Raw genomic sequence first — 25,609 nt, 5'->3', positions numbered from 1 at the left:
AGGATCAAACGTGCTACAATCCGGGCGCACGACATTTCTGCCGCCTGGAGGCCCTCAATGGAGATCGCTTCTGCCGCTTCACCTTCATCCTCCCCTGCCAACCGCCCGCCCCTCGTTATCCTCAATCCTGCCGCCAACCAGGGTCGTATGCAGCGTCACCGTGCCCTGGTACGCCAGCGCGCCGCTGCCATAGGAGCCGACTACTGCGAAACCGCGCGCCCTGGTGAAGCTGAAGAGCTGGCGCGCGCGGCTGCCCGTCAGGGACGGCCCATCGTCATCGTCGGCGGCGATGGCTCCGTTCACGAGGCTGTGAATGGTATCCTCAGCAGTGGTCAGCGTGTCCCTTTGGGTATCATCGCCGCCGGCTCTGGCAACGACTTCGCCTGCAACACCCTGGGGCTGCCTCGCCGTCCTGAAGCCGCCATTGAGCACGCTTTTGACGGCAAGCCGCGAGCTGTCGACGCCGGTCAGGCTAACGAGCGCTACTTTGCCAACTCCTTCAGCGTCGGTCTCGACGCCGACATCGCCGCTGGTGCTCGCCAGCTCAAAAAGATTCCTTTTATGACCGGTATGCGCCTCTACTACAGCTCCACTGTCAGGCAGCTTCTCCTTGGCTATCGACAGTGCCCCTGGCTGCGCTTTAGCTTGGAGCCTGCCAATCTCGAGGCCCCGCCCGCCGAGACCTTCCGACGCTACGTATTGCTGGCCGTTACTAACGGCCCCACTTATGGCTCAGGCTTCCGCATCAACCCCGAGGCCGACGCCAGCGATGGCCTGCTTGACCTCTGCACCATTCACTACGCCCCCTTGGGGCGCGCTCTCAGACTCTTCCCTGTCGTCAAACGTGGTCAACACGCTTCCCTGCCCGAAGTTCACTTCTACCGCATCCAGCGCCTCACCATCGAAAGTCGCCTGCCGCTCAACGCCCAGATGGACGGCGAAGTTTTCCACGGCCAGCGTTTCGAGGTCACCGTCCTTCCGCAGGCGCTGCTTGTGAGATACTAGCCTGAGCGACCCGGCGCCCGTAGTGTGGGTCCATCTCGCTTCCGGTTATCAAGACTATAAGAATTTCTCCAGTGCGAGCCACAGCATCACTCACCCGTCGCAGCGCCATCGGCCCCCGCCCACGCGGGCCAATCGATCAGGCTGCGACGGGTGTTTGTCCCTATCGCTGAGAATGTCCCTCATGAGGACTGGCGCGCAGCGGTGCGGCGCGAGCGCTTTTTCGTGGCGACTGTCTCCCCATTGGCCTGGAAAGCCGAGGGACAGAGCGGTACCAGTGGGCACTCCTCGCAGCGCGGATCGCGAGCGCGGCAGAGCGCCCGCCCGTGGAAGATCAAGAGATGCGACAGATCCAGCCAATCCTCACGCGGCACAATGCGCATCAAATCGCGCTCAATCTGCTCAGGGTCCTCGCTCTGCGTCCAGCCCAGGCGGCGCGCCAGCCGCTTGACATGCGTATCGACCACGATGCCCTCGACGATGCCAAAGGCATTCCCCAGCACCACATTGGCGGTCTTGCGCGCCACGCCTGGCAGCGTCAGTAGCGCCTCCATGCTGCGCGGCACCTCGCCCCCGTAGTCAGTGATCAGCCGCTGGCAGGTCAGTCGCAGATTGCGCGCCTTATTGCGATAGAAGCCCGTCGGCTTGATATCCTGCTCCAGTTCCTCGGGATTGGCATTCGCGAAATCCTCAACCGTGCGATATTTGCGGAAGAGTTGAGCTGTCACCTCATTGACGCGCTCATCGGTGCACTGGGCCGAGAGCTGGACCGCAATCAGCAATTGCAGTGGATTCTCATAATTCAAAGTGCACTTCGCATCGGGATAAAGGCGCCGCAGCTCGCCAATGACCGCACGCACATGCTCGGGCGAGCCGGGGGCCGGTCCCTGATAGGTCGGTGGCAGATTTGCAGTACTCACGAATCGTCCCCTGCCTTCTTCTGGTCTTCCCCCTTCAATGGTAGGCCCATTATAGCACAGGGCGAACCCGGTCAGTCACGGAGCCAGCTCCAGCCAGCGATGCCAGGTGATATGATGAGAGCAAGGGACAATGGGGACTTGCCAAGGAGGATCACCACATGACAGTACCTCTTGACCTGAGCGCCTACCGTCGCTATTTTCCAGCCCTGCAGCAGGAGATGAACGGTCAGCCCGTCATCTACTGGGATAATCCCGGCGGCACCCAAGTCGCCCAGCAGGTCATCGAGGCTATGACGCGCTACCTGCGCGAGGCCAACGCCAACGCCCACGGGGCCTTTCTCACCAGCCGGCGTACCGACGAGACCATCGCCGCCGCGCGCCAGGCAATGGCCGATTTCCTCAACGCCGCCAGCCCGGCAGAGATCGTCTTTGGTCCCAACATGACCACCCTGACCTTTGCCTTCAGCCGCGCCATCGGCAAAACGTTGCAGCCCGGCGACGAAATCATTGTGACCGTCCTCGACCACGATGCCAACGTCGCCCCCTGGCTGGCCTTGCAAGAGCGCGGCGTGGTTGTGCGCACCGTCGATATTCATCCCGAGCATGTCACGCTTAATCTGGAGGATCTGCAGGCCAAACTCAACGAGCGTACGCGCCTGGTAGCCGTGGGCTATGCTTCCAACGCCGTGGGAACCATCAACGATGTGCGGCGCATTACGGAGCTGGCCCACGCCATCGGCGCCCTGGTGTGGATCGATGCCGTGCAATATGCTCCGCATGGGCCGATCGATGTCCAGGCTCTCGATGCCGATTTTCTGGTCTGCTCGGCCTATAAATTCTTTGGCCCGCACCTGGGCATTCTCTACGGCAAGCGCGAACACCTGGAGCGCTTCCCAGCCTACAAGGTGCGCCCGGCCAGCAACGCGGTCCCCGATCGCTGGGAGACCGGGACCCAGAACCATGAGGGACTGGCCGGTTTGCTGGGAGTCATCGACTACCTGACGCTGCTCGGAGAGGAGCAGGCCGCCCATTATGGCAACGATCCCGCGCTGCAGCCCTACGCCGGGCGGCGACGCACACTGAAGGTAGCGATGCGCGCCATCAGCGACTACGAGCGCCAGCTTGCGGCCCAGTTGCTGCGGGGCCTGCGCGAAATTCGGGGCCTGCATCTCTACGGTCTCAGCGGGACCACTCCCGAGGAGCTGGCGCAGCGGGTCCCAACAGTGGCCTGTACCATCGATGGCCGTCACCCGCGCGAGCTGGCTGCCGCCCTGGGTGAGCGCGGTATCTTTGCCTGGGACGGCAACTATTATGCCCTCGGCCTGATGGAGCGCCTCGGCCTTGAAGGACGTGGCGGCGCTCTGCGCCTCGGCCTCTGCCACTATAATACGTCCGCCGAAATCGAGCGCGTCCTGGGCGTCCTGGAAGAGCTGGCCTGAGTTGGCGCACACTGGCTGGCACCAATCGGGACCTGCTGACCAGGAGAAGGCCAATCCGATCCCTTTCCAGTGAGCAGCAGCAGAGCGCGGCGCGAAGAGGAGCACGGCGGCAACCTGACTGAGCTAAGGGCCTGGCGGCGAAGAGGGAGCGGGTACAGTCGCACTTTGCCGCCCAGGCTCCATATGCGGCGAGAATGAGATCTTCCCAGCCGAGTGAGCGCTTGTATTTTTGTCTGCGCTGTTCTACACTAAGGTAGGTAGAGAATACAGGCGTTCGATTTACCTGGCTTCTTCTGGAGAAGCTTGTAGTTTTTTTATTGAACCCGGGCGGAGGCCAGACATGTAAGGAGGTTACTATCTGATGGATCAGCAATGGATCTACGGTCCAGATGATCTGTACGGCATCTCAGCCTACCTGCAGTTGATCCAGCGCTGGGTTGCCACGGCCTTTCCCCAGCCGCGCGACCCGGAGATCGTCGCCAGGCTAGACAGCCTGTGGGCTTCTCTTGGCTGGGCCCTGCAAGGTCGTGCCGTGGCTGAAGAGGCCAGACGCCTGGCAGCCAAGAAGAGGACAAGGGAATTTTCTCAGGAGGACGCAGAGCAGCTGCGTCAACAGCTTCGTGACGTGACTTTTGATGAGGAGCTAAAGAGCCTGGCCACAGCGGGACGGGCGGGTGACCCTCCTGTCCAGGGTCTTGAGCGGCGGCTACGTGCTCTGACAGAAGCTGGTGTCCGCGAGGGCTTCCTGGCCGTGGCGATGCGCGAGGCCACAGAATTCCGCATCGCCAGAAGTCTGCCGGCGGCCCTGGATCAATGGCAGCAACTCGCCGATCAGCTCGTCCCGCGCTCTATGTGGTTTGCCAGCTCCTATCTGGAGATGCTCCCGAACACGACCGCTTACGGGCCGGACAGCTAAAGGGTCCCGCCTGTCCCAAAGAGAGACCTACCCCCTTGGGCCTGTGTCATCCAGGCCCCACGCTTATGGTCTCCCCGGCCTGGTCCTGGACAGAAGTCGGCAGCTTTCCTCACCTCGTGGCCAGGCAGCGCAGCCCTGCACCCGGGCATGGCCCGCTTGACTAGCGGGCGCGGGTCCCTACGGACCGGTATGCTCTCCGTCCTCTCCATCGTGTCGCACTGTGATCGTAAACGGTCCCCACTCACCGATCAGGCCCTGGCCATGCAACGAAACGCTGCGCCCGTCTTCAATGCTCTTCTCCGTCATCAGGCCCAGCGCCAGAATGCAGCCATCCACCTTGCACGGTACCTCGCTGTAGCGGCCCACCTCCTGCCCATTCAGGAAAAAGCGCACCTCATCGCGCGCCTTGCAGTAGCTGATGCCATAGCGATGCCATTGCCAGGGGACCGTCTCTACCGGCAGCTCATTGAAGTCGCAGAAGTACTTTGGCTTGACGGCACGCTCCGGCTCAGGATCGGGCGGCGCTGGCACCCCTGGAAACGGCAGGAGCGCATAGACTGTGGCAATCGTATCGTTAGAGACGAAGAAATCGAAGGCCATACCGGTGGCGAAATCGAGCAGGTGGGCTGACACAAAGCCATCGTAGAGATCATGCGGGCGCGTATTGATGCCACGGGCGCGCATCTCCCATTCGAAGAGAATGGTCCCATCCTCGGGCATCGTGAAGCGCCGCGTCGAGAAAAACATATTTTTGGCGTTATCGAGAATCTGCACCTCGTTATGGAAGCGCGTTAACGGAACCGCCGCCACGCGCAGACGATTGCCCTCGACCACCACCACCGCGTTTGGCTCACGATAGCGCCAGAAGCTACCATCTGGCAGCGGGAAGCCCCCATAGTCCCAATGCCGATCAACGCCGCTGATGATACTATGGTAGCCTGCATAGACGAAACGCTCCTCTTGCTGAGCGCTATCTGTAGCAGCCCGTCGAGACTGCAGGATTTGCTGACTCTGCTCCTGATCGATCTCTTGTCGTGCATCTGTCATTGCTGCGTCGCTCCTTCTCCTCTCCTCACAGACAATCAGCGCTGATACATACATGCATATCTGACCTGTATACGCCCGGCGCACAGACCCATGCATCTGCGCATATGCAGACCTATGCCTGCGACCACCACCCTGGCTGGCCAGCTCTCCGCCACTCTCGCTACGGCTATCCATCCTTCCCCTCCTTACTCGCAAGGCCGTTGCCAGCAGAGGGCCACTTGCTTCATGCTATCACCGCTACCCCTTCCGGGCAAGGCTCACGCGGCCAGCGGCACCAGCTCAGACTCTTCTTGTTGGAAGCCCCTCACAGCTGGCCCACGGTGCCAGTTTTGTGATGTGCCAGTGTCTGTGCACGGTCGACTTCCGTAACAGATAATAGAAGAAGAAACAGTGAGCCAGGCGAGCAATCCGCCGTCCGAGAGAGCCGCAGAAAGGACAGAGCAAGACATGAAAATCCTCGTCTTCAACGCCGGTTCAAGCAGCCAAAAGACCAGACTATACGAAGTGCAGGCCCCTTTACCAGCAGAGGCACCACCACCCATATGGGAAGCCAGCGCCGACTGGTCGCACGAGCCGGGCAAAACCGAACTGGTCATTCGCAGCGCCAGCGGGCAAGAAGAGCGCGAGACCCTTCCTACCAGTGAGCGGCCTGCGGTCCTCAAACACATCCTGCACAGCCTCAGCCACGGCGCAACACACAGCATCGACCGGGGCGAAGAGATCGGAGTCGTAGGGCATCGCGTCGTCCACGGCGGCGCGCACTATAGCGAGCCAGCGCTGATCACCCCAGAACTGAAAGCCACCATCGAGCGCCTGCAGGTACTGGCCCCTTCCCACAACCGCGCCAGCCTCGAAGCAATGGCCGCCGTCGAAGAAGCTTTTCCCCAGGCGAGGCAGATCGCCGTCTTCGACACCGCCTTCCACAGCCACATGCCGTTACCAGCCCAAATCTACCCTGGACCCTACGAATGGTTCGCCCAGGGCCTGCGCCGCTACGGCTTCCACGGTCTCAGCCACCAATACTGCGCGCGCCGGGCCGCCCAGCTCCTGGGGCGCGACCTCGCCAGCCTGCGCCTTATCACCTGCCACCTGGGTAACGGCTGCTCGCTGGCCGCCATTCTGGGAGGCGAAAGCATCGAAACCACAATGGGCTTCACCCCAATGGAAGGGCTGATGATGGGCACGCGCTCCGGCTCCATCGATCCTGGCCTGCTCCTTTACCTCCTGCGCCACAGCGGCTATAGCGCAGACGACCTTGACCGCATTCTCAACCGTGAATCGGGCCTATTGGGCATCTCTGGTCTCTCGGGAGACATGCGCACCATTCTGCAGGCACGCGCCGAAGGGAATCGGCGGGCCAGGCTGGCCTTCAACACCTTCATCCATCGCCTGCGCCTGCAGATCGGCGCCATGCTGGCCGTCCTGGGCGGCGTCGACGCCCTGATCTTCACTGGCGGCATCGGCGAACACGCCCCCGAAGTACGCGCCGCCGCCTGCGAAACGCTGGGCTTCCTCGGCCTCGCCATTGACCCCACTCGTAACGCCGACCCGGGTGGCGACGCCGACATCGCCAGTCCTCACTCAGCCGTGCGCGTGCTGGTCGTGCAGACACAGGAAGACTGGATGATTGCCGAGGCCTGCTGGCACCTGCTCCAACAGCGCGCACGCTCTTGAGCGTTCGCCCTGACCCTGGCCTTGCCGCTCTTCCCGCCGGTCCTATCCCTCCCCAAAAAAGTGCCAGCTCCTTGACCCTCGACGGCATCCAAGAAGCTGGAACAGCCCAAAGATACGGCGGGAGAGCAGACGCCAGCTCGCTCAGCTCTCCATAAAGAAGGAGCGCCGCCCCACTCTAGCTTGCTCAGCTCGGCAGAGCAGGACTTACGGGAGGGCGGCCCCAACCAGTTCGGCAATATTCTCGATGCCGTGCGCTCGCATAAAAGCCTCAATCCCTTCCAGCACGAGCACGCCTGTACGCGGATTCACAAAGTTAGCCGTGCCGATCTGCACAGCGACCGCCCCGGCCATGATGAAAGCCAGCGCGTCCGAGGCTGACGTAATCCCGCCGATGCCAATGACTGCCACCCCCGGCTGCCGCTCGCGTAACTCACAGGCCACCTCGTAGACCATGCGCAAAGCCAGCGGTCTGATGGCTGGCCCGGACAGCCCGCCGGTTCCGTGGGCCGGCAATGGGCGACGGGCCTCGAGATCGATGTCCATTCCTGTCAGCGTATTGATCAAAGAAACCGCATCGGCCCCAGCCTCAGCCGCCGCCAGAGCGGTCGGACGCGCATCGCCAGTATTAGGCGAGAGCTTGACAATCACGGGTAAGGTCGTGCTCTGACGGACTGCCGCCGTGACCGCGGCCACCGCTTCAGGACTCTCGCCGAAGACACGGCCCCCGGCACGCACATTAGGGCAAGAAACATTGACCTCAATACCCGCCACCCCCGGCACCCCCTCCAGCCGCTGCGCCAGCTCGGCAAACTCCTCAACCGTCTCGCCCGCAATGTTGACAATCACCGGCGTCTGCCAGGTGGACCAAATTGGGGCATATCGACGAATCACGGTCTCAATACCAGGATTCTGTAGTCCAATGGCATTGAGCAAGCCCGCCGCGACCTCGCGCGTGCGTGGCTGCGCGTTGCCCCGTCGCGGGCGCAAGGTCGTTCCCTTACTGACAATGGCCCCCAGGCGCTCGATCTCAGCAATCCTGGCATACTCCAGGCCGTAACCACAGGTTCCGGCAGCTAACATCACCGGATTACGCAGCAGCAGACTGCTCTTGCGTCCCGCCGCCAGTTCGACCGTGAGCCGCATCTAGCTCCCTCTTGCCTGGTTAATCGCAGCACGCAGACGCCGCGCCGCCTCGCCCGCTGCCAGCGCGTAGTCGCTTCCTCCATCAGCATAGAGAATAGCCCGCGAGACTGCAATCAGCATCCCCCCACCATGCTCATCCAGGCCGGCTCGTACCGCCGCCTCTAGTTCGCCTCCCTGGGCTCCCACTCCGGGCACCAGCAGCGGCAAGGTCGGGCAGCGCTCTCGAATGGCCGCCAGCTCGCGCGGATAGGTTGCCCCAGCCACCAGCCCACAATTGCCATGACGTTCTTGCCACTGACGCACACGCTCCGCTACCGCCAGATAGAGCGGCCTGGCCTGCGCCTCACCAGAGGCGGACTGCACCAGCAGATCTTGAAAATCACCGGCCCCTGGATTCGAAGTGCGGCAGAGCACAAAGGCCAGCTTCTCATGATAGGCCAGAAAGGGCTGCACGCCATCGTAGCCAAGATAGGGCTGCACCGTCACGGCATCGCAGCCAAGCTGCTCGAAAATGGCCGTAGCATAGGCGCGGGCCGTGTGCCCGATATCACCGCGTTTGGCATCGGCAATCACCGGCACCTGCGGCGGAATGGCCGCCAGTACCTCGCGCAGCAGCGACCACCCCTGCGGTCCCAACGCCTCAAAAAAAGCCAGGTTCGGCTTGTAGGCACAGGCATAAGGTAAAGTCGCCTCTACGATCTCACGGCAGAAACGTACCAGCGCCTCCGGGCCTCTCCCTCGCAGCGGTGCCGGCAAGCGATCCAGCTCGGGATCAAGCCCAACGCATAATAGACTCTGGCGTTCGCTGCTCGCCTGCTGCCACTTCTCCAGAAAGCTCGGCCCGCTCATGATGATCTCCCTCCAGGAGCGTGCAGGCCACGGCTACCAGGCTTCGTCAACGGCAGCCCCTGAGCGCAGAGAGGACAGGCACCTGGCTCATAGGTCCGTGCCGTCACTGTCAGGAGCGCCTGGCAAGGAACAGGCAACTGCTTTGCCGCCACGCCGCCACTACGATCCAGCAGGACTGCAATGCCAACGACCGTCGGCTCATAGACCAGCAGGGCCTGCAGCGTCTCTTGTAGCGACAGCCCTGTCGTCAGGACATCGTCAACCACTAAGACGCGCTCGCCTTGCCGCAGGCTAAAGCCACGGCGCAGCTCACGCCCACCACCGGTAGCCGGCTCTACCACCAGGCAGCGCGTCCCAAGCTGACGCGCTACCTCCTGGGCCAATAACGCCCCACCAGTGGTGGGACCAGCCACGGCCTCGATCTCTTCGAGAGCATAGTGAGCCACCATCTCGGCGCAGAGGCGCTCCGTGACCCGTGGCCACTCCAACAGGCGGAACTTCTCCCAGTACTCGTCACTGTGCCGACCCGAGGTCAGCACAAAGTGCCCTTTCGAGACAACTCCCAGACGCTCAAAGAGCGCCAGCAGCTCTGTTTCATCCATCATTTCCCATCCCTCAGTGGCTTGCGCCGCACTACCGTGTTTGTTAAGGCTGACCGCGGCAGCTTGCCAGCGGCCAGCCGGCGAGGCTGCTCAGGCTACTTCACACTGAGCACGATGACATCGAAGATCAGGTCCGAGTTAGCCGGGATCGAGCCTTGCGCCTGATTGCCGTAGCCGAGCTTCGCCGGAATGTAGAGGCGACGAATCGTCCCCGGCTTGACCCCAACCAGACCCTCATCCCAGCCTTTAATGACCTGGCCCTTGCCCAGCGTGAACGAGAACGGCTGACCGTTGCGATCATAGGAACTATCGAACTTCTTGCAGGTATTGGCCAGCCAGCCGACGTATTCCACCTCCAGGGTAGAACCGTTCTTAGCCGCTGTACCGCTGCCCGTGCGGATGTCAAAATACTTGAGTCCATCGCTCTTGACCACTGGCGTTCCATTGACCGCTGGCGAGGTCGCCGGCCCCGCTGTCGGGGTAGCCGTGGCGCTGTAAATCGAGGGCACCTGCATAGAAGCACTGCTATCGATGAAGCAGTTGCGCGCCAGCGCCGTCGCCGTAGCGTTGGCATGAGCCTTGCTGACGGCGGTCGCTGTGGCCTCGTGTGAGACGGCCTGCTGAGCACTGACACGCTGATACTGCCAAAAGCCCAGCACGGCCAGGGCAATGATGACAAGAGTCACAGTGCTGGTGATAATGAGCTGTTGACGCCTCCGACGCCGCACCTGCCTTCTGATTCGCTCTTGTTGGCGCTGCCCCGGACGGCGCTGTCTCTGCGAACCTCCTTTTTTCCCCTGTGCTGTCTGCGTCATACACTCTCCTCTGTGGATCTGTGATGGATGCCTGCCCCGGTGGTGATGGTGTGCATTGTTACGCTGAGATTAACATGTTTCCTCCACTCTGGCAAGAGCAAGCCTGCGCAGGTTGCCGCCGGTTTTCTTCTAGCGCCCCTATCACCCACACGAGCTTCTCCCCGCACACAAGCTATGCTCCCCACAAGACGCCCGCCCATTCGCTTCCTCTGCCCAGCCTGAGGCTGCGCTGCTGACCACCCACGGTCATTCGTCACTCAGCTAAAACTCGACAATTGAAGCAATCTATGCTAGAATGCTCCTAGTAGCTTCACTAGAGTCTCTCTACTACTGCACAGTAGTATAGCTCATCTCATATAATATGGCCAAGGCGCTAGACGCCATTCTTTTGCCATACAGAGGACTCAGCAGCGATTGATTCCTGACCCAACTAAAGGAGAGAATATGCCTTCCCAGGGATATGTGCGCTTCCCTACGATCTACCACGATCAGATTGTCTTTGTGGCCGAGGACGACCTGTGGCTCGTTTCGAGCGAGGGTGGACGCGCCGAACGCCTGACGGCAGGCATGGGCGCGATCAGCCACCCGCATTTTTCTCCCGATGGCACCCAGCTTGCTTTTGTTGGTCACGAGGAAGGTCCCAGCGAGGTCTTTCTGATGCCAGCGGCAGGGGGACCAGCCCGCCGCCTGACGTATCAAGCCGCCTCCTGTAAGGTCCTGGGCTGGACTCCAACGGGCGACGCCATCCTCTATGCCAGCAGCGCCGGTCAAATGAGCCTGCACTATGAAGTGCTCTACGCTGTCAGTCCCGCCGGCGGTCTACCGCGCCAGCTTCCTTACGGCGCCGCTAATGAGATCTCTTTCGGTCCTCGTGGCGGCATCGTTCTCGGTCGCAACATCCGCGAGGCAGCTTATTGGAAGCGCTATCGCGGTGGCACCGTCGGCCATCTGTGGTGCGACCGCGAAGGGAGCGGGCACTTCGAACGTCTGTTGCGCATCAACGGGAACATCAGCTCTCCCTGTTGGGTGGGCGAGCGCATTTACTTCCTTTCCGATCACGAGGGAATCAGTAACGTCTATTCATGCACTCCCGAAGGGGAGGACCTGCGTCGTCACACGCACCACGAGGATTTCTACGCGCGTAATCTCGCTAGCGATGGCGAGCGCCTGGTCTATCATGCCGGAGCCGATCTGTATCTGTTCGATCCCGAGAGCAACCAGACACGCCGCCTGGAGGTGCTGCTCCCAAGCCAGCGTACACAGCGCAATCGTAAGTTTGTGTCAGCGGCTCACTATCTCGATACCTATGCCCTCCATCCCCAGGGGCATATGATAGCGGTGACAACCCGTGGCAAGGCGTTCTCTTTCGGCAACTGGGAAGGACCGGTCATTCAGTACGGCGAGCCTGATGGTGTGCGCTATCGCTTCTTGCAATGGCTCAACGATGGGCGGCGCCTGGTAGCAGTTTGCGATGCCATCGGACGCGAAGCGCTGGTGGTCTTTGATCCCGAGGACGCTGCTGAGCCTCGTCTCTACGCCGAGATTGAGTTTGGGCGTGCACTGACCGTCGAGGTCTCGCCGGTCGCCGACGAGGTGGCAATCTCGAACCACCGCAATGAGCTGCTAGTGGTCGATCTGGTCGAGGGTCGTGCCCGTCTGCTCGATCGCAGCCCGTTCGGTCAGATCGAACATGTGGCCTGGTCACCCGATGGGCGCTGGTTAGCCTACAGCTTTCCTTCCAGCGCCCAGCAAACGGCCATCAAACTCTGCAATTTGGAGAGTGGCGAACTGGCCCTGGCTACGCGTCCAGTGCTACATGACGTGGCGCCCTCCTTTGATCCCGAGGGGAAGTTTCTCTACTTCCTGGGGTACCGCATCTTCAATCCAGTCTACGATGCTCTGCAGTTCGATTTGAATTTTCCACGCGGAGTGAAGCCCTACGCTATTATGCTGCGCCGTGACCAGCGCTCGCCATTTGTGCCGGAGCCACGGGCGCCACAGCCGAATGGGCGCGAGAAAGAGGAGAAGCGGGCTGGCCCCACGGGAACCGAGGGCGCGCCCAGAGGAGACTCCAAGGAGGAGGGCGAGGAGGAGAACGGCGAAGAGAGCCAGCGCCGTCCTGTCCCCATGACTATCGATCTGGAGGGCATCACAGAGCGGGTGCTACCCTTCCCCGTGCCAGAGGGCCGCTATCGCAAGATCCGCGGTATGAAGGGGAAAGCCCTCTTCCTGAGCTTTCCGGTCGAGGGAGCGCTGCACAGTCAGACTGATGGCCAGACACCGCCGGTCCGTGGTCACATCGAATGCTACGATCTGGAGAACCATAAGTATGAGTGGCTGATCGATGGCGTCGATGATTTTGAGCTGGCGCGCGATGGGCGCATGCTGATCTATCGCTCCGGTCAGCGCCTGCGCGTGGTTAAGGCCGGCGAGAAGGCTCCCAAAGGAGAGAACGGGGAGCGGGCAAGCCGTGAAACGGGTTGGCTGGATCTGGGTCGCGTGAAGGTGTCGGTGCAGCCAGCTGCCGAGTGGCGCCAGATGTTCGATGAGGCCTGGCGTCTGCAACGCGAACAGTTCTGGGATGAGGATATGTCAGGCATCGACTGGGAAGCCATTCATGCCCAATATGCTCCCCTGCTGGAACGTGTGGCTTCGCGTTCAGAACTGTCCGATTTGCTCTGGGAACTACAGGGTGAGCTGGGCACGTCTCACGCTTATGAGATGGGCGGGGAGTATCGCCACGGACCGCAGTATCGACAAGGCTTCCTTGGCGTCGACTGGCTCTACGACGCTGAGCACGAGCGCTACCGCATCGCTCGCATTGTGCGTGGCGATCCCTCCGATAGCCGCGCTACTTCTCCGTTGACCTCGCCCGGGCTCAACGTGGCCGAGGGCGATGCGGTACTGGCGATCAACGGTCAGCGCGTCGGGCCACAGCGCAGTCCCGAGGAGCTGCTAGTTAATCAGGCCCATAATGAGGTGCAGCTGACGATCGAGAGCGCAGCCACCGGCGAGGTGCGCACGATCACCGTGAAGGCTCTGGCCAGCGAGCGCTACGCTCGCTATCGCGATTGGGTCGAAAGCAACCGACGCCTGGTGCATCAGCTCTCGGAGGGACGCGTAGGCTATATCCATATCCCCGATATGGGAGCTGAGGGTTATGCGGAGTTCCATCGCAGCTACCTGAATGAGTATGATCGCCCGGCCCTGTTGATCGATGTGCGCTGGAATGGTGGCGGCCATGTCTCACCGCTGCTGCTGGAGAAGCTGGCGCGCCGCCGCCTCGGCTACGATTTTCCACGCTGGGGACAGCCTGTCCCCTATCCTCCGGAGTCACCGCGCGGCCCAATGGTCGCTTTGACCAATGAGCAGGCTGGCTCGGACGGCGATATCTTTAGCCATTGCTTTAAGCTGATGGGCCTGGGACCGCTGATCGGGAAACGCACCTGGGGCGGCGTGATTGGTATCAGCCCCCGCCATCGCTTGGTCGATGGGACACGGACGACACAGCCGGAGTTTGCGTTCTGGTTCAAAGACGTCGGTTGGAATGTCGAGAATTACGGCACCGATCCCGATATCGAGGTGGATATCGCTCCCCAGGACTACGCTAGCCAGCGCGATCCACAGCTGGAGCGTGCTGTCGCTGAGGCGCTGCGCCTGCTGGAGAGTTATCCGGTCCTGGAGCCTAAACCCGGTGAGCGTCCACGCCGCTCCCGCCCACGCTTGCTGGTTTCTTCACCACCCACTGAACTCGGCTCCAGCAGCCAGGCTCTACCCGACAGCAATGTCGATACACCCGCAGCGGCTGAGTGACTAACCGCGTGCCAGCGAGCGAGAGCCGGTGATTATGGGAAGTGAGGCGCAGGGACTGGTCTACGGCTATGCCACCGCCCCTGCGCTCCATCCAGCCTTCGCGTTAGCCAGACAGTCAACTATCCTGAACAGGGAGAGTAGATCAGGTGGGATATGGCCAGACGCTATTTCTCCGCAGTCGGCTATAGCGAACAGGCGCAACGTAGAATCAGCACAAAACGATCTCACAGCTACAATTTTCCAAAATCATATTCTCAACAATATTAAGATATAATAGGTCAAAAAAAATAGCATAGAAGCCCCTCCACTTCCAGAAGAAGAGAGCGATCAGGCCACAGCCCGGGCCGCCAGAAGGTACAGGCCTGTCAGCAGCCTAATAGCGACGAGATCGATGAGCAGCCAGGCTGCCAGATCACCGCCAAGGCGGCGCTGACCCGACTGAGCTACCACCACAGGCAATCGTCTATAGCTGCCACTCGCGTTCCGGGAGAAGAGGGGCATTCATTTCAGCGGCAATAGACCTGCCTTCCCCCTACCCAGACAGCACTGACAACCTCCGCCGAAGCACCGAAGAAGAGGCTATCGAGCAGACTCTCGACTGTCCAGCCCTGGAGCATGGGATGCTCCAGATCAATGGCCACGAGATCAGCCAGGCGCCCGGGTTCAAGGCGCCCACTTTCGACCCCCAGGGCCGCCGCTCCATGCTCACAGCCACAGGCCAGGAGATAGGCCCCGGGCGAGGCCTCTGATTCAGCCACGAGCACGCGCCGCTCGCCATAGCGCAGACGCGCCGTGTACTCTGCCCAGCGCAGTTCTTCGAATGGATCAAGGCGTGTATTGCTATCGGAGCCGATGGCCAGGGGGATGCCCTGCGCCAGGAAGTCACGGTACGGCGGAATGCCATCGCCCAGGTCGCCTTCGGTCGTCGGGCAAAGGCAAACGCTGGCCTGAGAGCTGGCCAGGAGAGCCAGCTCCTGCTGATTGGCATGCGTGGCATGAACGACAGTGGTCAGCGGCCCAAGCACCTCGCAGCGTGCCAGCAGCTCCAGCGGGCGGCAACCACAAGCCGCCAGACAGCTCTCGATCTCTGCCAGTTGCTCATCGGCATGGATATGCAACGGCAGCCGCTCCTGCCGGCTGTAGGCGGCAATGGCGCGCAGCCAGTCCTCGGGAACCGCTCGCACCGAGTGCGGCGCCAGTCCGACGGAGGCTCCCTGACTGCGCAGGGCCTCGACCCGCTCCAGATAGGCAGCGACCGAGGAATCGCAGAAGCGGCGCTGCTCCTTTAAGGCCGGCTGGCCAAAGTCGTTGCGCGCATAGGCGGCAAGCAAGATCACCAGACGAATGCCTGCCTCACGGGCTGCTTGGAGCAGAGCCTCAGCCATGAGATTGGGGGGACTGTAGGGCTGACCATCGGGTTGATGGTGCACATAATGAAACTCGCCAACCGTGGTGTAGCCGGCAGCCAGCATCTCGCGATAAGTAGCCCGGGCCAGCGTGTAAAGACGTTCAGGGTCGAGGCGCTGGGCCTCGGCATACATCGCCTGGCGCCAGCTCCAAAAGGTATCACGCCCGCTTACAGGCCGCTGAGCCTGACCACGTAGCGCGCGCTGGAAGACATGGCTGTGGACATTCACAAAGCCAGGCAGCAGGGCCTTGCCCGGCAGCGGCTCTAATACAGCCCCTTCCGGCAAGGTGAAGGTCACCCCATCGGCAAAACGTGGCTGCAGTCCCGCAAGGCGCCCATCCTCACCCAGGGCCACTAGCAGATCGCGCTGCCAGCCGCGGGACGTATAGACATAATCAGGCCATAGATAGCGCATGGCCGCCCCTCTTCTCCTTTTAAGATATAGTCTTCCCTACCAGCAATTCAGGCCCGCCGCTCTCAACCACAACGAACGCGCGGCGCACTAGAGCCGCGAACCAACAGGCGGCCTTTAAGAATAACGCGTCGCGTCGGACGCTCCGGCTCAGCCACCCGCTGTAGCAGCAGTTCGGTAGCCGTCTTGCCAATCTCATACGTCGGCTGCTCAATCAGGGTAATCGGTGGCTGGACCAGCGAGGCCCAGGTGGTCTCATCAAAGGTGACGAGCGCTACCTCATCGGGAATACGCAGCCCGCGCTCGCGGATCGCTTCCAAGGCTCCCGCCGCCAGCAGACTATTGGTCGTGAGCAGGGCCTCCGGCGGCTCAGGCAGATCTAACAGTCGCAGGGCCGCCGCATAGCCAGCCTCAATCTGCGGCGGCACAAAGCGCACCAGCTCCGCTGTCGGCAGCAGCCCATAGGCTCGCAATGCCTGCTCGTAGCCGGCACAGCGCTCTCTCCCCGTGGTACTGCGCTCCCCGCAGATGGCAGCAATACGCTGATAGCCATTCTCAAGCAGGTGTCGGGTCAGGCGATAGGCCGAATCAACGTTGTCCAGTAAGACCATATCAACGTCAGCGTCAGGAATCGAGCGGTCGATGACCACCACCGCAAAACCCGCCTCCAGTTCGCGTAACCCCGCCGCCGTCGGCCCGGTCGGCGAGAGGATGACGCCCGCTACGTTGGCATCACGCATCACATTGAGATAAATGCTCTCCTTCTTGGGGTCCTCGTCCGTGTTGCAGAGAATCAGACTGTAGCCTTCCTCGTAAGCAGTATCCTCGACGGCCCGGCTGATGGCCGTGAAAAAAGGATTGCGAATGTCTGAGACAATCAGGCCAATAGTCGTGGTCTGCTGAGCACGCAGGCTGCGCGCAATGAGATTGGGACGATACTCTAGCTCCTTGATAGCCTTCAGTACACGCTCGCGCAGCGCCGGACGCACGTGCGGACTGTTGGCCAACACCCGCGAAACGGTGGCCGTCGATACGCCCGCCGCTCTGGCTACCTCTTTGATGCTCGCCATGCACGCTCTCCGAATGCCTCTCGGTGATGGGCTTGCTTGCTGGCTGACTGACTCACTCCAGTCAATTTGAATCTTACTATACCACAATTTTGTATCTCGGCATATCACCATACGGCCATTTCGGTAATCATATTGAAATCGTTTACAAAATACTCTGCCATTTTCCGGCCAAAAAAGCCAATTTCTGGGCTTCTCAAGCCGCGGAAGAAGGGGGACCACTTGACAAAACTATTGTAATCGTTTACAAATAAGACAGAGTGTATGCCCTGGCTCCTCTCCCCCTGGAGGCAACGATGATTCGCATAACTGAGCAGCAAGTTCGGCTGCAGGCGCAGGCCGAGGACAAACAAGGAGCCATTCGCCAGGCGGGCGACCTCCTGGTGCGCAGTGGCTGCATCGAGGCAGGCTACATTGACAGTATGTTGCAGCGTGAGCAGGTCGCCAACACCTATCTTGGCAACGGCATTGCCATCCCCCACGGCTTGCCCCGCGATCAGGAGCTGATTCACCATACCGGGATTGCTGTGCTGCAGCTACCTGCTGGCGTAACCTGGAACCCCGGCGAAATTGTCCACCTGGTAGTGGCCATTGCCGCTCGCTCCGATGAGCACATCGATGCGCTGCGGCGGCTGACGCGTGTGCTTGGCGACATGGCTGCCGTCGAGCGCCTGATCCACACGACCGACCCCCGAGATATTATCGAGGCTCTCACCGGCGAACGGCCCGCCGCTCCAAGCACCGTGGCTGACTACGCTACATCTTTTGAAGCGGTGATTCAGAATCGGACCGGGCTGCACGCCCGTCCGGCGACACACTTTGTGGAATTGGCCCGCGCTTTCCAGGCAGCGATTCGGGTGCGCTACGGTGAGCGTGTCGCTGATGGCAAGAGTCTGATCGCGCTGCTCCAGCTGGGGGCCGAGCGCGGCGCCACCATCCGGGTCTCAGCAGAAGGCCCCGATGCGGCCCAGGCCCTGGCCACTCTGCAAGAGGCCATCGCCGCTGGCCTGGGCGACGAGCTGGAGCCGCTACCAGCCCGCGATGAGCAGATTCCAGGCGCTGTCCCTCGCTGGGCTCCACGCTCAGCGGCAGCCATCTACAGCGGCCTCGGAGCCTCTGGCGGTCTGGCGATTGCGCCGCTGCAGCGCTATCGCCGCGAGCGTCTAGAGGTCTTCGATCAGCCGGGCGATCCCGCCAGCGAGGGGCTGGCCCTCCAGCGCGCCCTCGATAGTGCACAGGCCGAACTGGATCAGCTCTACGAGGAGGTGCGGGCGCGCCTCGGTTCGAGCCGGGCCGCGATCTTCCGCGCCCATCGTGAGTTTCTGCAGGACGCTGAGCTGATTCAAGAGGCGGTCCGCTTCATCTACGCCGGGCACGGCGCTGCCTGGGCCTGGCAACAGGCCATCAGTAGGCGCGTGAATCAGCTGCAGCAGCTTGATGATCCGGTGCTGGCGGGACGCGCCGTCGATCTGAGCGACGTCGGCGAGCGAGTGTTACGCCACCTGCTCGGTATGAGTGCCCCAGGGGCCTTCCCCAGCAGTGGGCCGGTGATACTGGTGGCAGACGATCTGACGCCCTCGGATACGGCAGCTCTGGACCCGGACATCGTGCAGGGTCTGTGCACGGCGCGCGGTGGCCCAACATCGCATACAGCCATTATTGCTCGTTCCCAGGGCATACCGGCGGTGGTGGCCGCTGGTGAGGGGGTGCTGGCACTCGCCGATGGAACGCCAGCTATTCTCGATGGCTTCAACGGACGACTTTACGTGAAGCCCAGCGAGGCCGATCTGGCTGAGGCACGGACGCTGCAGGTGCAGCTGCAACAGCAAGAGGAAGCGGCTCAGGGCCAGCGCTTTGCTCCGGCAGTCACCCGCGACGGTCACCATGTGGAGATCGCGGCCAATATCAACCGCGCTGAGGAGGTTCCCCAGGCCCTGGCCGCTGGAGCGGAGGGCGTCGGTTTAATGCGCACGGAATTTCTCTTCCTGGGACGGGCCGCTCCTCCTTCGGAGGATGAGCAGTACGCGGCGTACTGCGCGATGGCCCGCGCCTTGAACGGGCGCCCACTGATCATTCGAACGCTGGATATCGGCGGCGATAAGCAGGTGCCCTATCTGGAGTTGTCCGCCGAAGATTCTTCTTTCTTAGGTCTACGCGGCATTCGTCTGTGTCTGGCCTATCCAGACCTCTTTCTAACACAGCTGCGCGCGCTCTACCGCGCCGCCGCCTGTGGGCCGATCAGTATTATGTTCCCGATGATTGCAACGCTGGAGGACTTTGCCCAGGCCCGCGACTATGCCGAGCGCGTACGGCGCGAGTTGAACGCGCCGCGGCTGCCGTTGGGCATGATGGTCGAGGTGCCTTCGGCGGTGCTGCTGGCCGAGGAGTTCGCCGCGGAGGTCGACTTCTTCTCGATCGGTACCAATGATTTGACACAGTATACGCTGGCGATGGATCGCCTCCATCCCCAACTCGCGCGCCAGGCCGACGCGCTTCATCCCGCCGTGCTGCGGATGATTGCGCACACGGTGGAGGCAGCACGCGCTGCCGGCAAGTGGGTGGGCGTCTGTGGCGGCCTGGCGAGCGAGCCACTGGGGGCCGCCCTCCTGGTCGGTTTGGGCGTCTCAGAACTGAGCATGACTATCCCCGCAATCGCGACGATTAAAGCTCAGATCCGTCGCCGCTCATTGGTCGAACTGCAGCAGCTGGCCCGGCGGGCTTTAGGCTGCCGCTCGGCAGAGGAGGTACACGCCCTATGAAGGTGGCAACGGTGACTTTGAATCCGGCAATCGATCAGACGGTGCGTGTGGCTTCTTTGGAGCCGGGCCACGTCCACCGAGCGCGGACCATGCTCTTACAGGCTGGCGGCAAGGGGATCAACGTGGCAGCCTTTCTGGCGGCGAGCGGCTGCCCAGTGATTGCCACAGGCTTTCTGGGAAGCGAGAACGCCTCGGTTTTTGAGCGCTTCTTTGCCGAGCGCGGCATCGCTGATGCCTTCGTACGTCTTCCAGGCCAGACCCGCATCGACATCAAGATTGTTGATGAGGAGCGACGACAGACTACCGATATCAATTTGCCGGGCCTGGCTCCTTCAGAGGAGGCCCTGAGCAAGCTGTGGCAAACAGTCGAAGACCTGGCAGCCGACTGCCGCTGGTTTGTGCTGGCGGGAGCCTTACCGCCAGCGGTCCCTAGCTCCCTCTACGCGACCTTCATCGCGCGTCTGAAGGCCCTGGGTCGACTAACAGTACTCGATGCCAGCGGCGAGGCCCTTGCCCAAGGTATCCTGGCCGGGCCTACGCTGGTGAAGCCAAACCGGGTGGAGCTGGAACAGCTGGTGGGTCAGCCCCTAACCAGCCTGAGTGAGGTGGCACAGGCCGCTCGCTCCTTGTTGCGGCACGATATTCGGCGCGTTGTGGTCTCGCTCGGCGAGCAAGGGGCGCTTTTTGTGGAAGGCGAGCAGGTTCTGCAGGCTCTGCCGCCAGCGGTGACGGTAGAGAGCACAGTCGGGGCTGGCGATGCCATGGTAGCAGCTTTGGTGCTGGCCGAGCAGCGCGGCCTCGATCTGGCCGCCACTGCGCGCCTGGCTACAGCTTATGCCCTGGCTCGTATTTCGCGCCTCGATGGGACGTTGCCGCCATCGGCAGTGCTGGAGGACTACAGTGAGCGCGTGCGGCTTTCGCCGCTGGCTTTGCTCAGCGCGGAGGGCTAGCACCGTACCGGGTTTCCATCCACGGTCGGGCTTGGGTCCCCGCTCATTAGATGAGCCGTGGGTCCGGAGGCTTAACCGCGGCGATGATCGTTACCGCCCTGCCTTCTGAGCCTGAGATAGCTGCCTGGCTCACCTGACCTGCGCGGCCTCTTCTCCCTCGCCTGGATGGGCTGAGCCGCAGGCGAGCAGTGCCTTGCTGTCAGATCAGCGGCCAGTCAGCACCCAAAAGAGCAGTGTCAGTGTTTTAGCCCCTATCTACGTAGGAGCAACGAAGCAGCGTCGTTTCGTCGACACCTAGCACACACAAAGGAGTTCGCACATGGCACGGATTGTAGCCATCACCTCATGTCCCACGGGCATCGCCCACACCTTTATGGCCGCTGAGGGTCTCCAGCGCGGCGCCGAGGCTCTAGGCCATACGATCAAAGTCGAGACTCAGGGATCGGTCGGAGCCCAGAATACCCTGACTCCCGAGGAGATCGCCGCCGCCGATGTGGTGATTATCGCTGCCGATACCAAGGTCGACCTGCGTCGCTTCAGCGCGAAGACGGTCTATGAGACCTCCACCAGCGCCGCCATCAAGGACGGCCAGACGGTCATTCGCGAAGCGCTCGCCCGCGCCGCGGCTACGGCTGGTCAGGTTAGCGCGAGCGCAAGCGGCGCAGCCAGGGCCGAGTCCGGCGAGAGCAGCGGCTATCTGGCGCGAGTGCAGCAGGCCAAGGCGGCGCAGGCTCAGGCCCGCCGTGGTCCTTACAAGCACCTCCTGACTGGCGTCTCCTACATGATCCCCTTTGTTGTCGCAGGCGGTATTTTGATCGCGCTGGCTTTTGCCATCGCTGGTTACCGTATTGCCTTCTACGATACCTCCAATTTGACTACCTTGACGACTGGCTTCAGTGCCAATCCGCTGCAGTCGGTAGGGGCGGCGCTCTTCGTTATTGGCGCTAAGGCGGGCTTCCTGCTCTTCGTCCCCATTCTCTCGGGCTTCATTGCTTACTCTATTGCCGACCGGCCTGGCATCGCCCCAGGTATGATCGGCGGCGTTCTGGCCAGCCTGACCGGCTCGGGTTTCCTGGGCGGTATCATCGCCGGCTTTCTGGCTGGTTATCTGGTCTATTGGATGAACCGCAGCATTCGCCTGCCCAGCAATCTCGCTGGACTGATGCCGGTGTTGATCCTGCCCTTGTTCGGTTCACTAATTGTTGGCCTGCTGATGCTCTATGTGGTCGGTACACCGGTCGCCTTGCTGAACCAGGCCCTGGTCAACGGCCTCAAGGATCTGCAGGGAGCTAATGCCGCCGTGCTGGGGCTGATCATTGGTTTGATGATGGCATTCGACATGGGTGGCCCGGTTAACAAGGCGGCCTATGCTTTTTCGACAGGCCTGCTACTCGACGCCCACAACCCCGTCTATCTACCAATGGCCGCGGCTATGGCTGCCGGAATGACGCCCCCTCTGGGGCTGGCTCTGGCGACGTTGCTCTTCAAGAATCGTTTCACTCCTGACGAGCGCGAGGCTGGCAAAGCCGCCTGGGTGCTGGGCCTCTCCTTCATCACAGAAGGCGCCATTCCTTTCGCTGCCAATGATCCATTCCGCGTTATTCCTTCGATTATGGTCGGCTCGGCAGTGACCGGCGCACTCTCGGCCTTCTTCGGTTGCCAGCTTCACGTGCCTCACGGCGGGATCTGGGTCATGTTCTTGCCAGGCGTGGTGGGCAATCTGCCGCAGTATCTGTTGTCGATTGTGGTGGGCACCTTGGTGACAACAGGTATGCTCTTCGTGCTCAAACGCCCCATCACAGTTGAGCAGGAACGGCTGGAAGCGGCCCTGGCCTGAACAGCAAGCTCTCGCCAGCCCAGTAAGCCGGAGGGGAGAAGCCCAGCCGCCTGGGGTGAGACAGCAACTGGCAGAGACCACCGCTGTCTCACCCTCCGTTGGCGGGAGAGAAGACCACATTCCCACAGCCCTGATCGGCAGCAGGCTGCTTCTGTCACGGCGCACCAGGCTCATTTGATTTGGCCGGAAGTCCTCAGAAGAGGACTGCCAGGTTTCAGAGCGGCTACCTGCAGCCTGGTCTGCCGCCAGCGTGGCTTTGACCTGACACGCCGGCCTGATCCTTTTCCTTTGCCCACCGTACTCGTCCCCACGAGGGCACCAGTCACCAGTCGGAAGACCAGCATGGTGAGCCAGTAGGGCGAGAGCAGCAGCGCACGAGCTGCCGGACCCCGGAACTGCTTAATACTGACTGATAGCTACGCTCTCCTCTCCGGAGAACACGATGCTGACCTTGATGGCCGGATCAATCGCCTTCACGAGGCGAATCAATGGCAATGCATTGATGGCACAGGCCACTGGTCCTCTGGTCCTCTTTGGAACGTAGACGTCATTCCCACGCTGCTCCACAGGTCCCATTGCCATAGACTTCGTTGCCAATCTCCCAAAATTTGATATCATAGTGATGGGTGACGTTGGCATACCTCACCCAGGCAACAGCCTCCTGGGACGTCCCAGCGCCGTAGTGGACAGTGATGACGGGGATGGCTTCTACTGGCGCACGACCTGCATGAAGCGGAAGCGGTCAACGGTGACTGGTCCGGCATCGGTATCGCCAGGCTCAATAGTCTTGCTCGGCTAGTGAAAGACATCCGCGGTCGAACCATCCAGGTGGCACATGACCGGTACGCCGTCTGCTCGTAGGAGGGCGGACACCTGGGAAGCAAGAAGATGCCCATCTCAGACGGCTTCGTTGACGCCAAAGGCGACAGGCGCCAAGAAGCTCACCGTCTGCCGTGGCGTTATGCGCATGTCGACCACAACCGCCGTGGTCGCAGCCCTGGCTCCAATCTCTTCCTGGCTGGATGCTTCGGCCTCTACCGAGGGAATGCTGGAGAGATTCAGTAGCAGCAGAGCGGCAACGACAATGAGCTTTAGCCAGCTGCGCTGGACCAGCTTCGAGGAGATGCACTTGCCGGTCATGCTCTCTCTTTACTGGTTGTCTGTTCGTCAGCCCGCTCTGCTCGTTCGCCCGTCTGCCAGCCCGTCATGCACTATGACGGGCCCTGCATTGCCTCTCCGACGACCGACAGAAGCATGAGGTTGTTTGCCTTCTTTTGCAACCGTTACCGTAATCGTTTACGAAAGTAGATATATTAAGAAGACTTCTGATTGTCAAGAGTGGGACATTAGCAGGCAGGATGGAACCGTCGGGATGCTTGTGCTTATGCTGGCGTTTCGGTATACTTATCTCGTAAGCAGGTAACCGAAGCAGGTCACCTGTGATCTCTCACAGAGTAGCGCAGGAACCCGGAGCAGCACGGCAGAGTAGAGACGACATGAGGGCAGGTTTCCATCGGCCTGCCTGCCTTGAGGCAGTTATGTTCCACAAGCAGCGGAGGCGAAAAGCAAACACCTATGGCCCACAAAGTTACGATACTCGATATTGCACGCCTGGCGAAGGTCTCCACGACCACCGTCTCGCGTGTCCTCCATAACAAGCCGGATGTCGACCCGGCGACGCGCGAGCGCATCCTACGTATTGTTGAGGAGCAAGGTTTTGTACCCAGCATCACTGCTGCCGGTCTAGCCGCTGGGCGCAATCCCCTGATCAGCGTGCTGGTGCCAGCTCTGACCTGGCCATTGATCCCCGAACTGCTGCTGAGTGTGGCGTCCGTTGTCGAGAGTACCTCTTATGAGATGGTGCTCTACAGCATCAGCAGCTCCAATCACGAGCGAGACTGTGGCAAGATCATCGACCGTATTCTCGCCACGCGGCTGACCGCCGGACTGCTGGCCGTCTTCCCGGGCCAATCCAGCCAGCACCTGACGCGGCTGCGTCGCCAGGGTTTTCCGGTTGTGCTCATTGATGACCAGAGTCCGCCGCCGGAGGGCATTCCCTGGATTGGGGCCGACAATCGGCGTGGCGCCTACGAAGCCACGCGTCACCTGATCGAGCTTGGTCATCGGCGCATCGCTCACATCCAGGGGCCGCTCAAATACTGCGTTTCCCACGAGCGCTATCTGGGCTACTGTGACGCGCTCCAGGAGGCGGGCCTGGAAGTTGACCCCTCGCTTGTTCTGGAGGGCGATTTTATGCCTGCGGGCGGTCAGCGCTGTGCCCTTGCTCTCCTTTCGCGCCCCGCCAGCGAGCGGCCCACAGCGATCTTTGCCGCCAGTGACTACATGGCCTATGGCGTGATCGCCGCTGCCGAAACGCTCGGTCTGCGTATTCCCCAGGATCTGGCTCTGGTCGGTTTCGATGACAATCCAGCCTCGGCCCATGTGCGGCCCGCCCTGACGACCGTGCGACAGCCAGTACACGCGATGGGCGAGCAGGCCATCAAACTGCTCCTGGAGATGATCGAGCAGGAGCAAATGCCACGACGCCGACGGCAGACCCTGCCTGCCACAGCCGAGGAGTCGCCGCGTGAGGCGCCGCGCATTGTTCTGCCCACCAGTCTTGTGATCCGCGAGTCCTGCGGCGCCCTGCAGCGCCATCCCTCCGCGCTGCTCCCAGAGATCTAGCTGGCCGCTTACTCGCTCGCGCCTATTGTGGTCCTCTTATCCTGTCTGGTCTGTGTCGGCGCCTGCTGCCACCTCAGTTCTCTTGCAGCAATCTCTTGCCCGCAGGCGGCGCCGACCGGACCAGCTTATACTCTCCTCTTGTGGAGTCAGTCCCGACCTTCGGCCTGGCACTGGCAACTCTCTTCTCGATCGCCTGGCCCGCTCTTCCTCGCCGTCCTTTTTCTCGATCTGCTGTCACTTGACCCCCCCGACCGCGCCCGGTAAGATTCTT

19 protein-coding genes are annotated in these 25,609 nt (G+C 61.5%); 9 read left to right on the top strand and 10 right to left on the bottom strand.

Annotated features, from left to right (window positions below):
* Nucleotides 1-57: 57 nt before the first annotated feature.
* Nucleotides 58-1,005, top strand: coding sequence for a diacylglycerol/lipid kinase family protein (locus KTAU_RS19060; protein ID WP_151729867.1), 948 nt, complete (start codon nucleotides 58-60; stop codon nucleotides 1,003-1,005).
* 179 nt (nucleotides 1,006-1,184) lie between these two features.
* Here the strand turns inward: KTAU_RS19060 and nth are convergent, their stop codons facing one another.
* Nucleotides 1,185-1,922: an endonuclease III gene (nth, locus tag KTAU_RS19055; RefSeq protein WP_228026541.1), complete on the bottom strand. Its 738-nt coding sequence runs from the start codon at nucleotides 1,920-1,922 to the stop codon at nucleotides 1,185-1,187.
* A 158-nt stretch (nucleotides 1,923-2,080) separates the two neighbouring features.
* Here nth and KTAU_RS19050 point away from each other — a divergent pair, with 158 nt between their 5' ends.
* Complete coding sequence (locus KTAU_RS19050) at nucleotides 2,081-3,361, top strand: cysteine desulfurase-like protein (protein ID WP_151729866.1); 1,281 nt, start codon at nucleotides 2,081-2,083, stop codon at nucleotides 3,359-3,361.
* Between the two features lie 361 nt (nucleotides 3,362-3,722).
* Nucleotides 3,723-4,277, top strand: coding sequence for a hypothetical protein (locus tag KTAU_RS19045; protein WP_151729865.1), 555 nt, complete (start codon nucleotides 3,723-3,725; stop codon nucleotides 4,275-4,277).
* A gap of 177 nt (nucleotides 4,278-4,454) precedes the next feature.
* On the opposite strand, the gene KTAU_RS19040 is transcribed toward KTAU_RS19045, so the two are convergent.
* Nucleotides 4,455-5,324: a DUF6081 family protein gene (locus KTAU_RS19040; protein ID WP_228026540.1), complete on the bottom strand. Its 870-nt coding sequence runs from the start codon at nucleotides 5,322-5,324 to the stop codon at nucleotides 4,455-4,457.
* Nucleotides 5,325-5,771: 447 nt separating this feature from the next.
* Between KTAU_RS19040 and KTAU_RS19035 the strand changes: the two genes are divergently transcribed.
* On the top strand, nucleotides 5,772-6,998 hold the full coding sequence (locus KTAU_RS19035; RefSeq protein WP_151729864.1) for an acetate/propionate family kinase: 1,227 nt from the start codon (nucleotides 5,772-5,774) through the stop codon (nucleotides 6,996-6,998).
* Between the two features lie 204 nt (nucleotides 6,999-7,202).
* Here the strand turns inward: KTAU_RS19035 and KTAU_RS19030 are convergent, their stop codons facing one another.
* From KTAU_RS19030 to KTAU_RS22075, 4 genes are all read right to left on the bottom strand, one after another.
* The gene (locus KTAU_RS19030) at nucleotides 7,203-8,141 is read right to left on the bottom strand and encodes a dihydroorotate dehydrogenase (protein ID WP_151729863.1); all 939 of its coding nucleotides are present in this window, start codon (nucleotides 8,139-8,141) and stop codon (nucleotides 7,203-7,205) included.
* A complete protein-coding gene (gene pyrF / locus KTAU_RS19025) occupies nucleotides 8,142-8,990 on the bottom strand; it encodes an orotidine-5'-phosphate decarboxylase (RefSeq protein ID WP_151729862.1) in 849 nt (282 codons plus the stop codon).
* Complete coding sequence (pyrE, locus tag KTAU_RS19020; protein ID WP_228026539.1) at nucleotides 8,987-9,595, bottom strand: orotate phosphoribosyltransferase; 609 nt, start codon at nucleotides 9,593-9,595, stop codon at nucleotides 8,987-8,989. The genes pyrF and pyrE overlap by 4 nt, the downstream gene beginning before the upstream one ends.
* 92 nt (nucleotides 9,596-9,687) lie before the next feature.
* Complete coding sequence (locus KTAU_RS22075; protein WP_228026538.1) at nucleotides 9,688-10,407, bottom strand: FKBP-type peptidyl-prolyl cis-trans isomerase; 720 nt, start codon at nucleotides 10,405-10,407, stop codon at nucleotides 9,688-9,690.
* A gap of 444 nt (nucleotides 10,408-10,851) precedes the next feature.
* On the opposite strand from KTAU_RS22075, the gene KTAU_RS19010 reads away from it, so the two are divergent.
* Nucleotides 10,852-14,220, top strand: a complete 3,369-nt coding sequence (locus tag KTAU_RS19010; protein WP_151729861.1) for a S41 family peptidase — start codon at nucleotides 10,852-10,854, stop codon at nucleotides 14,218-14,220.
* 506 nt (nucleotides 14,221-14,726) lie between these two features.
* On the opposite strand, the gene KTAU_RS19005 is transcribed toward KTAU_RS19010, so the two are convergent.
* Nucleotides 14,727-16,043 (bottom strand): formimidoylglutamate deiminase, encoded by a 1,317-nt coding sequence (locus tag KTAU_RS19005; protein ID WP_151729860.1) that lies wholly within the window; start codon nucleotides 16,041-16,043, stop codon nucleotides 14,727-14,729.
* Between the two features lie 62 nt (nucleotides 16,044-16,105).
* Nucleotides 16,106-17,110 carry a LacI family DNA-binding transcriptional regulator gene (locus tag KTAU_RS19000; RefSeq protein ID WP_151729859.1) on the bottom strand — a complete coding sequence of 335 codons (1,005 nt, stop codon included), beginning with the start codon at nucleotides 17,108-17,110 and terminating at the stop codon, nucleotides 16,106-16,108.
* 293 nt (nucleotides 17,111-17,403) lie between these two features.
* Between KTAU_RS19000 and ptsP the strand changes: the two genes are divergently transcribed.
* The 3 genes from ptsP (at nucleotide 17,404) to KTAU_RS18985 (ending at nucleotide 22,653) form a co-directional block, all read left to right on the top strand.
* Complete coding sequence (ptsP, locus tag KTAU_RS18995; RefSeq protein WP_151729858.1) at nucleotides 17,404-19,866, top strand: phosphoenolpyruvate--protein phosphotransferase; 2,463 nt, start codon at nucleotides 17,404-17,406, stop codon at nucleotides 19,864-19,866.
* Complete coding sequence (pfkB, locus tag KTAU_RS18990) at nucleotides 19,863-20,816, top strand: 1-phosphofructokinase (RefSeq protein WP_151729857.1); 954 nt, start codon at nucleotides 19,863-19,865, stop codon at nucleotides 20,814-20,816. Before ptsP ends, pfkB begins: the two co-directional genes overlap by 4 nt.
* 319 nt (nucleotides 20,817-21,135) lie before the next feature.
* Nucleotides 21,136-22,653: a PTS fructose transporter subunit IIC gene (locus KTAU_RS18985; RefSeq protein WP_151729856.1), complete on the top strand. Its 1,518-nt coding sequence runs from the start codon at nucleotides 21,136-21,138 to the stop codon at nucleotides 22,651-22,653.
* Nucleotides 22,654-23,052: 399 nt separating this feature from the next.
* Here the strand turns inward: KTAU_RS18985 and KTAU_RS18980 are convergent, their stop codons facing one another.
* Nucleotides 23,053-23,235 (bottom strand): hypothetical protein, encoded by a 183-nt coding sequence (locus KTAU_RS18980; RefSeq protein WP_151729855.1) that lies wholly within the window; start codon nucleotides 23,233-23,235, stop codon nucleotides 23,053-23,055.
* A gap of 315 nt (nucleotides 23,236-23,550) precedes the next feature.
* Nucleotides 23,551-23,793: a hypothetical protein gene (locus KTAU_RS18975; RefSeq protein ID WP_151729854.1), complete on the bottom strand. Its 243-nt coding sequence runs from the start codon at nucleotides 23,791-23,793 to the stop codon at nucleotides 23,551-23,553.
* A 435-nt stretch (nucleotides 23,794-24,228) separates the two neighbouring features.
* Here KTAU_RS18975 and KTAU_RS18970 point away from each other — a divergent pair, with 435 nt between their 5' ends.
* Complete coding sequence (locus KTAU_RS18970) at nucleotides 24,229-25,338, top strand: LacI family DNA-binding transcriptional regulator (protein WP_151729853.1); 1,110 nt, start codon at nucleotides 24,229-24,231, stop codon at nucleotides 25,336-25,338.
* Nucleotides 25,339-25,609 lie beyond the last annotated feature (271 nt).

It is taken from the genome of Thermogemmatispora aurantia, from assembly GCF_008974285.1.
Taxonomy (GTDB): domain Bacteria; phylum Chloroflexota; class Ktedonobacteria; order Ktedonobacterales; family Ktedonobacteraceae; genus Thermogemmatispora; species Thermogemmatispora aurantia.
Note: the sequence above shows the minus strand (reverse complement) of the source record. Positions and strands in the feature narration are given on the sequence as shown.